This is a genomic window from Fodinibius salicampi (assembly GCF_039545095.1).
GTDB lineage: Bacteria > Bacteroidota > Rhodothermia > Balneolales > Balneolaceae > Fodinibius > Fodinibius salicampi.
Map to the genome: position 1 here is coordinate 89,785 of NZ_BAABRS010000005.1, position 15,729 is coordinate 105,513.

The 15,729-nt window shown below is 41.9% G+C and carries 14 protein-coding genes; 8 read left to right on the plus strand and 6 right to left on the minus strand.

The features are described 5' to 3' along the window. Positions 1–21 precede the first annotated feature (21 nt). The 3 genes from rimM to rplS are packed head-to-tail and all read left to right on the plus strand — an operon-like array spanning position 22 to position 1,696. Positions 22–561 carry a ribosome maturation factor RimM gene (rimM, locus tag ABEB05_RS15755; protein WP_265791612.1) on the plus strand — a complete coding sequence of 180 codons (540 nt, stop codon included), beginning with the start codon at positions 22–24 and terminating at the stop codon, positions 559–561. 4 nt (positions 562–565) lie between these two features. Continuing rightward, the gene (gene trmD / locus ABEB05_RS15760) at positions 566–1,258 is read left to right on the plus strand and encodes a tRNA (guanosine(37)-N1)-methyltransferase TrmD (protein ID WP_265791610.1); all 693 of its coding nucleotides are present in this window, start codon (positions 566–568) and stop codon (positions 1,256–1,258) included. A gap of 12 nt (positions 1,259–1,270) precedes the next feature. Next, complete coding sequence (gene rplS, locus ABEB05_RS15765) at positions 1,271–1,696, plus strand: 50S ribosomal protein L19 (RefSeq protein ID WP_345694314.1); 426 nt, start codon at positions 1,271–1,273, stop codon at positions 1,694–1,696. A 38-nt stretch (positions 1,697–1,734) separates the two neighbouring features. Here the strand turns inward: rplS and ABEB05_RS15770 are convergent, their stop codons facing one another. Together ABEB05_RS15770 and uvrB are read right to left on the minus strand one after the other, a co-directional pair. Beyond that, entirely contained in the window at positions 1,735–2,304 is a 570-nt protein-coding gene (locus tag ABEB05_RS15770; RefSeq protein ID WP_265791608.1) for a class I SAM-dependent methyltransferase, read from the minus strand. A 68-nt stretch (positions 2,305–2,372) separates the two neighbouring features. Beyond that, positions 2,373–4,421 (minus strand): excinuclease ABC subunit UvrB, encoded by a 2,049-nt coding sequence (gene uvrB, locus ABEB05_RS15775; protein WP_265791606.1) that lies wholly within the window; start codon positions 4,419–4,421, stop codon positions 2,373–2,375. 229 nt (positions 4,422–4,650) lie between these two features. Between uvrB and tyrA the strand changes: the two genes are divergently transcribed. The 3 genes from tyrA to ABEB05_RS15790 are packed head-to-tail and all read left to right on the plus strand — an operon-like array spanning position 4,651 to position 8,428. Then, on the plus strand, positions 4,651–5,784 hold the full coding sequence (gene tyrA / locus ABEB05_RS15780; protein ID WP_265791604.1) for a bifunctional chorismate mutase/prephenate dehydrogenase: 1,134 nt from the start codon (positions 4,651–4,653) through the stop codon (positions 5,782–5,784). A 50-nt stretch (positions 5,785–5,834) separates the two neighbouring features. After that, the gene (locus ABEB05_RS15785; protein WP_265791602.1) at positions 5,835–6,449 is read left to right on the plus strand and encodes a hypothetical protein; all 615 of its coding nucleotides are present in this window, start codon (positions 5,835–5,837) and stop codon (positions 6,447–6,449) included. Beyond that, the gene (locus ABEB05_RS15790; RefSeq protein WP_265791601.1) at positions 6,446–8,428 is read left to right on the plus strand and encodes a TonB-dependent receptor; all 1,983 of its coding nucleotides are present in this window, start codon (positions 6,446–6,448) and stop codon (positions 8,426–8,428) included. Before ABEB05_RS15785 ends, ABEB05_RS15790 begins: the two co-directional genes overlap by 4 nt. 508 nt (positions 8,429–8,936) lie before the next feature. Here ABEB05_RS15790 and ABEB05_RS15795 read toward each other — a convergent pair. Together ABEB05_RS15795 and ABEB05_RS15800 are read right to left on the minus strand one after the other, a co-directional pair. Then, a complete protein-coding gene (locus ABEB05_RS15795) occupies positions 8,937–10,388 on the minus strand; it encodes an OmpW family outer membrane protein (protein WP_265791600.1) in 1,452 nt (483 codons plus the stop codon). Between the two features lie 440 nt (positions 10,389–10,828). Continuing rightward, positions 10,829–11,680 (minus strand): proline dehydrogenase family protein, encoded by an 852-nt coding sequence (locus ABEB05_RS15800; RefSeq protein ID WP_265791599.1) that lies wholly within the window; start codon positions 11,678–11,680, stop codon positions 10,829–10,831. A 159-nt stretch (positions 11,681–11,839) separates the two neighbouring features. Here ABEB05_RS15800 and ABEB05_RS15805 point away from each other — a divergent pair, with 159 nt between their 5' ends. Continuing rightward, positions 11,840–12,757 (plus strand): DUF4097 family beta strand repeat-containing protein, encoded by a 918-nt coding sequence (locus ABEB05_RS15805; protein WP_265791598.1) that lies wholly within the window; start codon positions 11,840–11,842, stop codon positions 12,755–12,757. A gap of 6 nt (positions 12,758–12,763) precedes the next feature. Here ABEB05_RS15805 and ABEB05_RS15810 read toward each other — a convergent pair whose 3' ends face one another. After that, positions 12,764–13,384, minus strand: a complete 621-nt coding sequence (locus ABEB05_RS15810) for a hypothetical protein (RefSeq protein WP_265791597.1) — start codon at positions 13,382–13,384, stop codon at positions 12,764–12,766. Between the two features lie 250 nt (positions 13,385–13,634). On the opposite strand from ABEB05_RS15810, the gene ABEB05_RS15815 reads away from it, so the two are divergent. Beyond that, positions 13,635–14,801, plus strand: a complete 1,167-nt coding sequence (locus tag ABEB05_RS15815) for a Gfo/Idh/MocA family protein (RefSeq protein ID WP_265791595.1) — start codon at positions 13,635–13,637, stop codon at positions 14,799–14,801. Between the two features lie 95 nt (positions 14,802–14,896). On the opposite strand, the gene ABEB05_RS15820 is transcribed toward ABEB05_RS15815, so the two are convergent. Beyond that, positions 14,897–15,724: an energy transducer TonB family protein gene (locus ABEB05_RS15820; RefSeq protein ID WP_265791593.1), complete on the minus strand. Its 828-nt coding sequence runs from the start codon at positions 15,722–15,724 to the stop codon at positions 14,897–14,899. Between the last annotated feature and the right edge of the window lie 5 nt (positions 15,725–15,729).

Genomic DNA, 15,729 nt, shown 5'->3' on the forward strand with positions numbered 1-15,729 from the left:
AGAGCAGTTGGAACAGATAAAATGCTGGAATCAATTGAAGACCAGTATCAACGGATCGGCTATATAGCTCGATCTCACGGCGTACAGGGAGAAGTTTTAATAATTCCCGAAATGTACGCTCCAACACTTTTTGATACTTTTGATCTGGTTCGTATTGAAAACGCCAGAGGGGATTTAACCCCTGCCCGGATTGAGTCGGTTCGGGTACAGGAAAAAAATAATCGGCTTTCGTTCTTTGTAAAATTTGAGCACGTAACAGATCGCACACAGGCTGAGCAGCTTAAGCAACATGCCGTATTTGCCGATCGCAAAAAGGTTGAACCATTTATCGATCGTGAAGAAAGCCCGGTGGATATTCGCTCTTTTACCGTGCAGGTCAATAATTATCGTATTGGCACGGTAAAGAATATCATCGATAACCCGGCACATCCTATTTTAGAGGTTGCAATGGATGGTAATGAGAAGCTGCTCATCCCTTATGTGGATGAATATATTACGGCTGTAGATGAAAAAGCACAGCAAATTCAATGTCAAAATCTGGACCAGCTAAAAGGTTTATAAAACCATGCGTATTGATATCATATCAGCCGTACCGCAACTTCTTGAAGGTCCCTTAAACTACAGTATTGTAGGGAAGGCCCGGGAAGAAGGATTGGTAGATATTTACATCCACGACTTGCGCAATTATTCCACTGATAATCACAATAAGGTGGATGACTATCCTTATGGAGGAGGAGCTGGCATGGTACTTACACCACAGCCTATTTTCTCTTGCATAGAGGAATTGCAAGATCAGCGGGAATATGATGAGATTATTTTAACGACCCCTAGCGGTACGCCTTTTGAGCAAAAAAAGGCCAATGCCCTTTCGGTCAAAAAAAACCTTATATTCCTTTGCGGTCATTATAAAGGTGTCGATCAGCGCGTGCGTGATACCTTGATCACCAAAGAGTATAGCATAGGTGACTTTGTACTTTCCGGAGGTGAACTCCCTGCCATGGCAATGGTTGATTCTATTGTCCGGCTGCTGCCCGGTGCATTGGGTGACTCAGAAAGCGCATTAACAGATTCCTTCCAAAACGATTTATTGGAAGGGGCTGTTTATACGCGTCCTGCAGTATTTAAGGGGATGGAAGTGCCCAAGGTGCTTCGCTCCGGTGATCATCAAAAAGTGAAGGAATGGCGATTAAAACAATCGCTTAAGCGTACTCAGGAAGTACGTCCTGATTTATACAAAAAATTTCGAAATGAACAGTAGTAAGAATTAATCATGGATAAACTAACACTAGCAGAACAGACCATTATAACGAACGAGTATCCCGAGTTTAAAACCGGTGATACCGTAAACGTCCACTACCGTGTTCGCGAAGGAGATAAAGAACGTATTCAGCAATTTGAAGGTATTGTTATTTCCCGACGCGGTTCCGGAGCCAATCAAACTTTTATCGTTCGAAAAGTTTCGGCCGGCAATATTGGAGTGGAACGTATATTTCCGCTATTTTCTCCTTTCATTGCAAAAATAGAGCTCAAAAAACAGGGGGATATTAAACGCTCCAAGCTTTATTATTTGCGTGATCGTCAGGGTAAAGCAGCGCGCGTTAAAGAAAAGGAGCAAAACCAAAATGCCGTACGTGAAATCAACCGGCAAGCCGAAGAACGAGCCAAGGCTGAAAAAGAAGAAGACGAAGAGGAGTAGTTCTCTTTTTGTAAGAATCTAACTTAAGTGGAGTTCACTTATTCAGTGGACTCCATTTTTCTTTTTTCTGCCTCGTATATCGTCATAGGCGGGATATTACGCCACTCCCACCCTGTCTTCACATTTCCAAAAGCTTTTTGAAGCGGTTCTTCAAGATGTCCCGAGGTTTGATAAGCTAAAAAGCGCCCCCCTTCCTTCAATAGATCAACACTTTGCTTGAGTACTGACTCCCTGGCATCCTCATCCAGAAAAGAAAAAGGAATACCGGATATAATATAATCGATTTTCCCAATCTGATCATCAGGTATCAATTCTTTTGCATACTCCACACTGTTATCAAACAGGGTTATCCTGGAATCGTCAATTTCCTTTAACTTACCAAAAAGAATTTCATTTGTTTCAAATAAATAAAGTTTCGACCCCGGTGTCATATGCTGTAACAGATACCGTGAAAAAACGCCGGCTCCGGCCCCATATTCCACTATATTTATATCCTGATCAAAATTAATGGGGTTGCATACCCGCCGAACACAATACTTGGAGGTTGGCGTTACCGAGGCTACATCTTTATCCTTAAAAAAACTTTTTAAATATGCTAACGTACTCATTTTTGTTAATGGTTATCCGTTATTGGTTAACTGCTTTTATTTAATAACCAATAACAATTAACTGTTCACTAAAGCTCTTCTTTCAGTTGTTCGATTTGATCACGTATGCGTGCTGCTTCTTCGAACTCCATATTTTTAGCAGCTGTTTTCATTGAATTGTGAAGGTATTCTAAAAACTCCTCCTTGTCATCAAACGTAACCTCCTTCATCGCAGGATTTGCTTTGTATTTGATCCCTTCCTCGGCCACTTTTATCATCTCCAGAGGCTCCCCGTCTTCCGTATCATCTTCATCCAGATCAAAGTTCTGTGAGGATATCAAGGCGGGATCGACCAGCGGCTTCAGCTCTTTTTCAATGGTTGTAGGAGTAATACCATGCTCCTCATTATATTCTTTCTGTATCTTGCGGCGTCTTTCCGTTTCATCAATTACCGTCTGCATGCTGTCTGTGATCTTATCAGCATAAAGGATAGCCTTGCCCTCTACATTTCGGGCAGCGCGACCGATAATCTGAAACAGGGATGTTTCCGACCGGAGAAATCCCTCCTTATCCGCATCCAAAATAGCAACCAGACTCAATTCCGGAATATCAATTCCTTCTCTCAACAAGTTAATTCCTACCAGTACATCAAAATCACCGCGCCTGAATTTAAAAAGTACTTCTACCCGTTCCATAGCGCTGAGTTCACTGTGCATATAGGCAGCAGAAATTCCCACGCTCTTGAGATACTCGCTAAGCTCCTCACTCAACCGCTTGGTAAGCGTAATACAAAGCACCCGGTGACCCTTTTCAATTCGCTCCTGAATCTGCTCTAATAAATCATCGATTTGATTATCTACCGGTCGAACTTCTATCTCCGGCTCCATCAAGCCCGTAGGTCGAACAATCTGCTCTACAAATACGCCTCCACTTTTTTCCAGCTCATAATCGCCCGGGGTTGCGCTCACGAAAATAGCCTGATTCGTAACCTCTTCCCATTCATCAAAGGTGAGCGGCCGGTTATCCAATGCGGAAGGCAGCCGAAAACCATGTTCCACTAATTCTGTTTTGCGGGATCGATCCCCCCCATACATGGCTGAAACTTGGGGCACCGTCTGGTGACTTTCATCCACTACTAATAAGAAATCATCGGGGAAATAATCGAACAGGCAATACGGACGTTCTCCCGGTTTTCGATTACTCAGATATCGCGAATAATTCTCAATACCCGAGCAATATCCAATTTCCTGCATCATTTCTATATCAAAAAGCGTACGCTGCTCCAGGCGCTTTGCTTCAAGATGTTTGCCCTCATCAGTCAGCGTGCCAATGCGCCAGTTCAATTCATCCCGGATCTGATCAATAGCTTCTTCCAGCCGGCTTTGAGTAGTCACATAGTGGGAAGCGGGATAAATGTGAAATTCCTGTACCTGCTCAATCACATTTCCTGAATCGGTATCCACAATTTCCATCTTTTCAATCTCATCGCCCCAGAATGAAATCCGCAAGCCATCTTCCGCATAAGCAGGATACAGATCCACTACGTCGCCGCGCACACGGAAGGTCCCCCGGCTAAATTCCCGATCATTGCGCGTATAATGCAGATCTACCAGATCATACAACAGCTTATTGCGGGGGATTTCCATCCCCTGCTTGAGCTTAATAATTAGTTTCTCATACTCAGAGGGAGATCCAATTCCATAGATGCAGCTTACAGAAGAGACAATAATTACATCACGCCGTCCGGACAAAAGCGAACTGGTTGCCCGTAACCGCAAGCGCTGAATTTCATCATTTATGGAAAGGTCTTTTTCAATATACTTGTCCTGCGTAGACAAATAAGCTTCCGGTTGATAGTAATCATAATAGGAAATAAAAAATTCAACCCGGTTATTCGGAAAAAAATCGCTTAACTCTCGATAAAGCTGGGCGGCCAATGTCTTATTGTGACTCATTACTAGGGTAGGACGCTCAACCTGGTCAATGACATCGGCGATTGTTCGCGTCTTTCCGGAACCGGTAATACCTAAAAGCGTCTGATATTTATCACCACTTTCTACTCCTTCTACCAGTTCTTCTATTGCATTCGGCTGGTCACCAGCCGGTGGCCATGGAGATTGTAAATCAAATTCAGACATGTGATAAATCTATTTTTCCTGTTATAAACCTGCAGGATTTAGTTTTAAAAAGCTTGTTATCTTAACATAATCATGCTTGGTTTCAGCTTTCAACTTCATCCTTTAATAAAACAAAAATACCGCATAATCATTCTGTTAAAATCCCATTTTTTTAGGGCAATTGATAGTAAAGCTTTAATTTAAGGGCGCAATCTTTTTTAACAGGTTTTAGATATTATATAATCCGCAAATGACTAAAGAAGAAAAGAAATTAGGTCCCCAACGTAACCGAATCGACGAAATTGATCGTCAACTCCTGGATCTGCTCTCGGAACGCAGCAGCATAGTTAATGAAGTAATTGAAAAGAAAATACAAAACCGCTTACCCATTTTTGCCCCCAAGCGTGAGGATGATAAAACAGAAAAATTCCGCCAGATGGCCAAAGAACGGGAACTTGATGCCGACTGGGCCGAAGATTTCCTGCGGATGATCATGGCCTCCTCGCGGGCCAGTCAATCATCCAATGAATTTCCACGGGCTACCGAAGAACCGAAGAACATTCTTCTGGTTGGGGCCCGTGGCGGAATGGGCAGCTTATATTCAAAAATCATTAAGCAATCTGGCCATAATGTCTTTGAAATTGACAAGCACAACTGGTACGAACTTGAAGCCATGGCTCCCAAACTGGATTTGGCTATTGTTACTGTTCCTATTAATGCTACGGTAGATGTCATTAACAGGCTGGCCCCCAAATTAAAAAAAGAAACTATCCTCGCTGATTTTACCAGTAACAAGACCACTCCCATAGAAGCGATGGAGGAAGCCCACGATGGCCCTGTACTTGGCCTTCACCCCATGCACGGCCCTGATGTTAACAACCTGTCCAAGCAGCTGATGGTGGCCTGTGCTGTACGTGATGCCGATGCCTCTCGCTGGGTTATCGAGCAATCTAAATTATGGGGAATGCGCGTTGTGGAAGCTGATCCTCAAAAACATGATCACGTTATGCACTTGGTTCAGGGACTTCGCCACTTCGTTGCCCTATTACACGGCTCTTTTATGAAAACATACGATCTGGATCCCCGTGATATTCTGGATTATTCAAGTCCTGTCTACCGCGGTGAACTTATGATGACCGGACGTATTTTTGCACAAAGTGCCGAATTATATGCCGATATTGTATTTGCCAACGAAGAGCGACGGGAACTGCTTCTTAATTTTATTGAACATAATGATCGTTTAGCTAATATGGTCAAGAATGATGACAAAGAAGGTTTTATTAAAGAATTTGAAGCCGTAACCGACTTCTTTGGCAGTTTCGCTTACCAAGCACTCGAAGAAAGTGGCTATCTTATAGATAGGCTGACCGATCGCTTTGCCTGATGCTGTTCCTCTTTGATAAAATTGGTTTCTAAACAGTAAATCATTGTCGTATGATGAAAAAAGGCTTACTTTTTCTATTTGTGCTTTGGATTGGATTAGGATATATCGTCCAAGCCCAAAGTACGTATGATAGTATTACTCTTGATGGAAGCAGTGCTCTTCCGCTTTTAGAAAACAATTTCACCCAAAACTGGAATATATCACCTGCTGCCCATCTTGGGATGAGAGTCAAATATCATTTAGGGAGTATACAATTGGGTATACGATATAACCGCTATAGTTCAGGAAATCCAGTCTACGAAGATGGCAGTTTTGACTCATATTTTATTTATGTGGGCTGGGAATATCCATTTTCTTTTTCCAACCGTTTATCCTTTGCCCCAGGATTACGATTTGGTAATAATTATATGGCCTTTGACAATCCGGCAACATATCCGGCTACGGGTGTCTGGGGGGAATATATATTCGACCCCCATGAAAGCGAGTTTGCTTATGAGCTTTTCGGCAGACTGGAATACTCTTTTACCAAAAATCCATGGAGCCTGCACTCGACTTTTTCTTACAATCGCACCCTCACCTATCATCCAATGCCGGTGTCTATGCTTTCATTCGGTATTAGTCGCTCTTTTGCCACTCCTTCCTGGCTTAAATCTTTTTTCAAATGATTCGATTACTGTTTCTTTTTTCGCTTATTTCTCTTTGCAGCATTCAAGCTGAAGGTCAAAATATTCCTATATATAACAATAATGATGATAGCCTGGAAACCACTATTCTTATTAATCCCAATGATTTATTGCATTCTATCTCTGATTGGGACATTGCTACTACCGATGGCTTTACCTATCGTCTAAACTCCGGTCTTTATGGCTTTTATGGTCCCCAACCCACCATTTATCTCGATGACATTCCGGTCGACTTTTCTTTTTTCAACTGGCAAAATTTAAATATGCTGCCGGCATCCATGGATCATATTACAAAGATTAATTACAGCTCAGAACCTCAAGTACACCACCATAACGTGGCCCGGGCTGGTTATTTCAATTTACACACCACTGAACCAGATACGGGTTTTCACGCATATGGATCCTTTGCGGTAGGTAATCAGAGTGAAGATCCGGGCCCATGGAGCTACGACTCCAGCAAGGTTACGCCTAATATTGACCGGCGCGGGCCGCATTACTTCTCACACTTTTCCTATCGGTCGCCTGACTGGTATACCAAAATCTCATTCTCATTACGTCAGCATCAGCCCACCAATCTAAATAATCATCACCGCCTGGGAAGCTATTCATTGGTCGATGGCACCTGGCATGCCGTTAAAACAACGGTAAATAATGGCTTGGTCGAGGTTGGTTATGAACAGGATAAGTGGGAAATTAAAAGCAGGGCCCTATATAGTGAAAATGAGGAGTACCTTTTTTATCAGCCTTTTGGGCGCGAAATTCCAGCCACTACCGGCTATCGTCAGTGGGCCTTAGATGGTTCTACCCAACTCTCAGATACCTGGACTTTGCAGGGACAATACCTACTTGAACAAAAGAGTGTAGACTACCGTATCAATAACAAGGAGTACAATTTCGATTGGTATCAGCTGAATCATCGTTTTTCGGCTGCATCTGTGTATAACAAGGACAACCTGATGCTTGAGACCGGTGGCATACTACAGGGAAGCACAACAGAGGGACTTCAACTGGAGAACCAACAGTACATCGCCACCCTGTATAGTGAAGCGGCTCTAAAGCTTAATTTGAGACATAGCTTTTATTTAGAACTGAATACCGACTTTGCCACGAGTCAATCAGCATTATCCTTTTCAACAGGATCTGACCATCAACTATCGGATATATGGCGACTGTCCACAGAACTGGGTTATAACGAGTTGCTTTCTTTTCGCCAGCAAAGCAGCACTTACTGGATTAATCGGGGATACAATATCTTCTCACAACTGGATATCCCCTCCGCATTACCATTCAGTTCAGAAAAAAATCGATCTTTTCAGGCAAACATTACCACCAACGTGGATTTGGGTTCGCAGGTTCTCTTTACTATTGGGGGAAAGTATATTCATCATTACAACCTGAATATTCCCTGGCAGGAAGTAGCTCATGATGAACGAATGGCAACAGGGATTTATACACAGCCACAGCAGTTTGAGTTTACTCCTGAACAGGGGCGCCGAATCGAATTTAACATTGAAATGGCTCATAAAATAAATAGCTTATTGAGTCATAATCTTAAGCTTCGTACCCAGCATACCCTGGATGGATCTTCCCGATACGATTCCTACTGGCTACAGGTGCCAAATAATAATATAGAATATGGGCTACGCCTTCAGCCTGTCTCCGATTTGCGTTTTTCTATTAACGGCTCTTACCAAAGTACAACCAAATGGGTTGAATATACGAACCTTGAGGGCAAGCAATACCAATCTCTACAGCCTCAATATCCTTTCCGGTATGGCACTTTCCATACGGAAACTCCCTCCTTTTTTAATTTACACCTAACGGCCCAAAAGATTTTTTGGGACGAACGATTTATAACCACCTTTTCAATCCGCAACCTTTTAAATACAGAGGTACGCTATCATACACTGGGTCTTGATAAAGCGCTACAGTTTGTGATTAAAGCTTCCCTGTCTTTGTAAGTACATTTTATGCATGGCTGGAAAATGTCCAGGGCTTAAACTAAACGTAAATTATATTCTCATATAAACCCACACTTACTCTCCTCTTATCCAGCTTTCTATCCTCTAAAGTTTAGGAAGCAAGTTATCAAGCTCAAGCTATTAAACATAATTCAAAGTAGTTTCCTTGCGTAGTTGATCACTCATTCTCCCTTTGTTCAGAGTGTCATTTCGACCGTCAGGGATAGGTCTGGTTTCTGCTCTTATATCGAACTCAAGCTATTTATTAAAATGCAGTTTAAATTTTTTCAGGAGATAAATACAGATTAAAGAATTGGATATCCGGATCGAGAACTTTAGCATCAGCCACCGGCAAGATAATTTTAAGGTAAAATACAGATGGGTTAATCCAGAAATATTAAATATAAAAGGAAAGAGCTCTCCCTTTACTAAAGAAAAGATATGATCAAAATAAAAAAGGCCCCACTAATGAAAGTGGGGCCTTTAATATTTTTGAGCTTGTTAAACGTTACATGCGCTCAACTTCGATAACTACTCGACGGTTTTGTCGTCGTTCTTCGTTATTAGCGTTTTCGATCTTAGGCTGTGTTTCACCGACACCTTCAGTGAAGATGCGATCAGCACTTACACCTTGACCTACTAAGTAAGTCTTGACAGACTCAGCACGACGCTGTGACAGACGCAAGTTATATTGCGCAGGTCCAATACGATCGGCGTGGCCTATCAATGTTACTTTAAGATCAGTGTTATCCATCAGCTCATTAGCTAACTCATTAAGCTCGTCCTTGAACTGATCTTCGACGTTAGATCTATCGAAAGCAAAGTTCACATCAGCAAAGTCGAAGTCGACTTGCGGACAACCATTATTAGCTTCGATTCCTGGCTCTTCAGGGCACTCATCTTCGTAATCAGGAATTCCGTCACCATCAGTGTCAGGGCAGCCGTTAAATTCAGCTTCTCCTGCAACTTCGGGACAACGATCATCCTTATCGGGAATGCCATCGCCATCAGTATCGGGGCAGCCGTTAAATTCAGCTTCTCCTGCAACTTCGGGACATTCATCATCCTTATCGGGAATGCCGTCACCATCAGTGTCAGGGCAGCCATTAAATTCAGCTTCTCCTGCAACTTCGGGACATTCATCATCTATATCCGGAATACCATCGCCATCGGTATCAGGACAACCGTCAAACTCTTCTGGTCCCGGTGTTTCAGGACAGCGATCTTCTTTATCGGGAATGCCATCATCATCAGTATCAGTAGCACCGCCAATATTGAATTTAAAGCCTAATGACGTCACTAAGAAGTCATCATGGCTTTTGTTATCAATATTGCTATCAATAGATCCGCTAGATCGACCGAGTCCTTCTGCCTGACCATCATAGCCATCAACAAAAGTTCGGTTGTACGTAGCTTTTAATACCAGCTTGGTCTTTTCAGAAAGGCTAATATCAAATCCGGCGGCCAATGGTATACCAAGGCCTACCCGACTATCTATATCGTTCCCGGTCTGATTTTCATAAACATTATCACTACCGCCAAAATATGGGGTAATGCCAATACCAGCACCTACAAACGGCTGGAGAGTAGCATTCTGATTAATGATATATCCGTTTGCCAGCTTATACCGAAGCATAAAGTTGGCGTTCAGATACTTTGTGCCAAAACTATTATTGGCTTTTACAGGATTGTCTTCATCTGGTCCGTTTTTATAATCCAGATATCCATATTCCAGAATAGCATCGAAGTCAAAAGACGGGCTCAGATATTGATGAAAACCAACACCCGCTGACCAGTCTGTATTGACTTCATACTCAAGCATCTCGTTCCCGAGATCACCATCGTATTCGTTATGTCCTACGTGGATACTTAACCACGTCGGATTGTCTTCCGTTTGTGCTTGCAACGCAGGCACAAAAAGACATAACATAGTTGCGGCTAAAAGTAGCTTCTTTAACATAAAACCTCCTAATTATTGTTTGTGATTCAGGCTCTTTGCCCGATTTGGTTTGTGTAAAATTTTAATGTTTGTAACGTTTATTAAAACTCAATTCGATGCTTAAGTTCCATATTTTTTTTAAATATTAACAGCCTTTTTTAAAAAAACTATACTAATACTAAAAATAAAACGCCTAAATAACTATTTTTTATTGACTTAGAATAGTATTAAAATAGCTTTTTATTCCCAAAAACTGATAAATATTTTTTAAATCATAATTTCTTAATCTACTAATGAGCGAAATTATCTTTTATCTGTATGATTTTCGTCAATTATTATAACTAAAGCCTTTGTATATATCCAATATATCCTATACTCTAATTATTACTTAACATATATCTTGTTGAAGATGAGATTTTATTTAATAGAAAATATAAAGTCCATTATTTACCCATCAAAAACTACTTTTTAAACAACGTACTTAAGATAAACCAAATATTTTCCTTTCTCTCCATCAATCGGCGCTTAAAGTAGGGAAACCACATAGTGCCAAAGGGTACATAAACACGTGTATTATATCCCTGTTCAGTCATCTCCTCTATCGTCTGCTCCCGTAAGCCATATAGCATTTGGAATTCAAAGTCGGAGGAGCTGAGATTCTGTTCCCTCACAAATGTTTTGGTCCAATTAATTAACTCATCATCGTGTGTTGCTATCCGCGGATAAGTAGTCTCTTTTAATAATACGGTTGCATACTCTTTAAAAGCTTTTCGAATGTCATTCATCTCCTGCAGTGCAATTTCCTTAGGCTCATTATAGGCTCCTTTACAAAGCCTGACATCTGCGCCGAGCTCAGCCAATTCAGCAATGTCTTGTTCCGTTCGATGTAAATAAGCCTGTATTACAATTCCAACGTGCTGTTCGTATTCCTGAAATGCTTCCCTGAACAGGTTTATAGTCTGTTCAGTATAATCAGAACCTTCCATATCAATTCGCACAAACTGATTATGATCACGGGCGGTCTCTAATAAATCAAATAGATTATTCCGGCAATATTTTTCGTCGATGTCAAGTCCGAGCATAGTAAGTTTAATCGATATGGTACTATCCAGTCCGGCTGAACTAATATTTTCAATTAACTCTATATAATTGGCAACAGAATCATCTGCCATCCCCCGATCCCGAACATTTTCACCCAACAAATCAAGGGTTACCCTAATATTCTTCTCATTCAACTCTTCTACTTTTGGGGCCGCCTGGTCAAAGCTTTCTCCGGCTACAAACCGTTTTGCCAAAACAAAGGGTAACTTCATAAAACTATTTGCTAATAATATTTGACTGATTTTTTAGGACAGTAAAAATACTAAAATGAATATGTCTCTCCCACTTTATTCCCGTCTCTTTTTTGAATGTAACTTAAAAAACACCTTCTCGTATTATGAAAGTATCATATTTAATAAACAAATAATATTATGAATACACGAAGCAATTATCTTTTAAAAGTAGCTCTAGCTTTTTTTGGTTCCCTTTTAGTCACCTTCTTATTGGTCCTATCGTCTAATGTACAAGCGCAATCAAATAACGGAAAGGATGGAGACCCTTATCGAGTTGAACATTTTCAAGCAGCAGATGTACAAAGCCTCAATGTTCAAACATCAGGTGGCCATATTACCGTGGAAGGAACCTCCGGTACTGAAGCTCGTATTGAAATGTATGTTCGTAAAAACGGACGATCTTTAACATCCGAGGATACTGATCTTTCCGATTGGAAAATTGATATTTCTCACTCAGGCCAATCCATTAATGCAATAGCAAAAAGAAAAAATAACGGGTGGGGATTTTTTAACGGGAATAATCACCCATCGATTTCTTTTATTGTCTATACCCCTGAGGAAATAAATTCGAATCTCAAAACTAGCGGCGGACACATAAATGCTAGTAACCTCTCCGGAAATCAGCAATTAAAAACGAGTGGAGGACATATCGAATTAGCCATGCTTAGTGGTACCGTTGATGCTCATACTTCAGGCGGTCATATTAGTGGCCAAGAACTGAATGGCGAAATTGAACTTAAAACCAGCGGTGGACATATAAGTCTTGAAAATATTGATGGGTCTTTGGATGCAAGAACCAGTGGCGGACACATAAATGCATCCTTGCTTTCAATAAGCGGTTCATTGAATTTAAAAACAAGTGGGGGAAACATCGATATTGCCATTCCCGGAAATACCGGACTGGCGTTAAACTTAGCCGGAACCTTTGTAAATGCTAATATAGATAACTTTTCCGGCAAGATAGAACGTAACAAGGTCAATGGAAAACTTAACGGTGGTGGCCCCTTACTCTCCGCCCGGACATCAGGCGGAACTGTTTCTTTATCTTTCCACTAACTGGAACTACTGCTCTATGCTACGTCCTGGAATGACCATAATATGCGCCCAGGGAGTTCCCGGTTCCATTATCCAGGGAGCTCCCTTACTTACCGGCTTTGCAGGGAGGCCGGTTGATTCTTCCGTAGCATAGGGCACATAAATTACATAGCGTGGAGCAGCCTCTTCGATCCTTCCCGCCTCATAGTCAAAAGCTCCCTCAGATCCCGACAAAGAATATAGCGCCATCGGCTTCTCAGGCATAGGTAAGGCTCCAGATTTTATCTCTGATCGACGGATAAGGTCAACCTCTTTTCTGGACATCCCTTTTTCCCTGAGTTCACGACCTCTTTTCATAAAAGGTTCTAAATCATTGTGATAACAAGCTACATGGAAATTGGGATCCCGGGGGTCATCTGCCAGACAGATCAATTCGTTCGTTCCTTCGCGCAGCGTTGCTAAAGTTGTGTCGGCATCATATCCCAGCACGGTTGCTTCCTGTTGCAGGTTTTCCGGAGCAGCACTGACTGCAGCTGAAATTTGCTGTTGTGAATCAGGTAAATTGTGCTGCCCCCTTACTAATAATGGAACAGCACAATAACACATCACGCCTATAATCATCAATAATAGTTGACCACGAAAACCCATAACACCCCTTTTTCTTACTGGAAATTAGTCCAAATATACAAAGACGGTTATGCATTTCATTATTTCATTCGTATAAGTAATTCCAAGGATAATGAAAACAACTATGAACGACCAAAATTGCTTGTTGTAAATCTACTAAATTGCTTGTAATGTATTTGTTCAATCCCAATTGAATGTTTTGTAATAAAGTTTGCCTCCGTATTACCTAATCTAAATAAGTGAATTCAATTCTAATAAATAAAGGTTTGTTATGAGTTACTCAAGACGTGATTTTCTCGCTCATCTTTCACTAGGACTTGGTTCTATTGCAGCTTTCCCAAGTCTCTCTATGCTTAATAATGTAGAGCATTTTTTAAAACAGAAAGGCCTGTCCAAATTACCAGAAGATGAAAAGCTTGGAATTGCCCTCGTAGGACTTGGCAATTACTCGAGCGGACAGCTTGCTCCTGCTCTTCAGGAAACAAAGCTTTGCAAACTATCCGGTATTGTAACCGGGACTCCTCAAAAAGAGCAAGAATGGGCCCAGAAATATAATATTCCCGATTCCAATATTTATAATTACGAAACCTATGACCAAATCGCTGACAACGACGATATTGATATTATTTATGTTGTCCTTCCTAACAGTATGCATGCAGAATACACCATTCGCGCCGCCGAAGCGGGTAAACATGTGATTTGTGAAAAACCGATGGCTACTTCGGCCAAAGACTGTCAACGAATGATTGACGCCTGCAATCAAGCCAATAGAAAATTATCCATCGGATATCGCTTACATTTTGAGCCACATAACAAGGAAATGATGCGCTTGGGCCGGAACGAGGTACTGGGGCCGGTGCAACAGATGAGTGGTACTTTCAGCTTCCCCCTTAATGATCCTGACGCTTGGCGACTTGACAAAAAAATGGCCGGCGGCGGACCGCTGATGGATGTAGGTATTTACATCGTTCAGGCCAGCCTCTATACCATGGGGCAACTTCCGACTTCGGTTAAGGCTTGGGATGAAACTAAAGACCACGAAACCTTTTCAGAGGTAGAAGGCACTATTCGCTGGAACCTTAATTTTCCAAATAATGTAGTACTTCAGGCAGACTCGAGTTATGAAGACCGGGGAAATAACTTCCGTATGGAAGCTGCCAACGGATGGGCTGAGCTCAGTCCTGCCTATAGTTACGGTGGTATAAAGGGTGAAACCAGCGAAGGACCGATGGACTTTCCACAAGTCAATCAGCAAGCCCTGCAAATGGATGATTTTGCCCGTTGTATTATTGAGGATGACCAGACAATTGTTCCCGGAGAAATGGGTAAACGTGATATGATTATTTTGGATTCTATTTATGAATCAGCCGAAACTGGCAGTGAGGTATCGCTAGAATTTGATAAAGACGGAGATTTTATTGATCCCATGAAAGGATAAGAGTAAATCTCTAGCAACCAATAGAGATCATAAATTGTCAGGCTACATTTATTATCGGGATAAAAAAACAGAAAAGCGTGAATTTTATCAGGCCACTACTCCAGAACAAAGCGGAAGGTAATGGTCCCCCACTGAGATCTTTGTGGCACACTTGAAGGCAACCGGGAAAAACGCCAACTTCGAAGTGTTTGCATGACTTCTCGCTCCAGCTCTGCATTCATTTTCTTCAATGGAATAATCTGTCCGAGCGTACCGTTCGGCTTTACCTCAAACCGAATGGTAATAGTGGCCTCTGAACCTGTGGTATTATCAGGCAGTGGTTGAACCATTGGAGCCCGTTCAATATCTCCCTCCCACTGGAGTTCATAAGGAGCGGATTTTTGCTGTTCATTTCCTGTACCCTGATCAGCATTCAGTTCGCCGGTATTGCCCTGTGCATCACCACTGGTTTCGGCTCCTTCCTGCTGAACTTCATCCTCTTCTGTTTTTGGCGGGACAGTTACCTCTTCCTGGGTTTCCTGCTCCGCCGTCTCCTGTTCAGGATCAACCTTATCGGTTTCGGGGGTTGTAACTACTTCTTCATCCTGAATTTCTTCCGTTTCGTCCGGGGCATCAACAGGCTTGAGCGGTTCATTTGTAGTTTCTTGCTGTTCCTCTACGGGCTCCTGTTGCTCAGGATCTGGATTCTCTGGTTCAGTTTCAGAGGGATCAGGTCGTGTTGCCACCTCCTCATTTTGTTCTTCAGCATATTCTGCCGGCATACCCGACTGTAATTCTCCGAATTCCACTTCAATAAAAGAAGGGCGTGCTGTCGTTTGGATATTAAAAGTATACAGCAGGAAAATAATTACCAGCACTACATGTACTCCACCCGTTATTTGCAGGGCAAAGCGATCTTCTTCATGTAGTGACGGAAATTCCATAATGA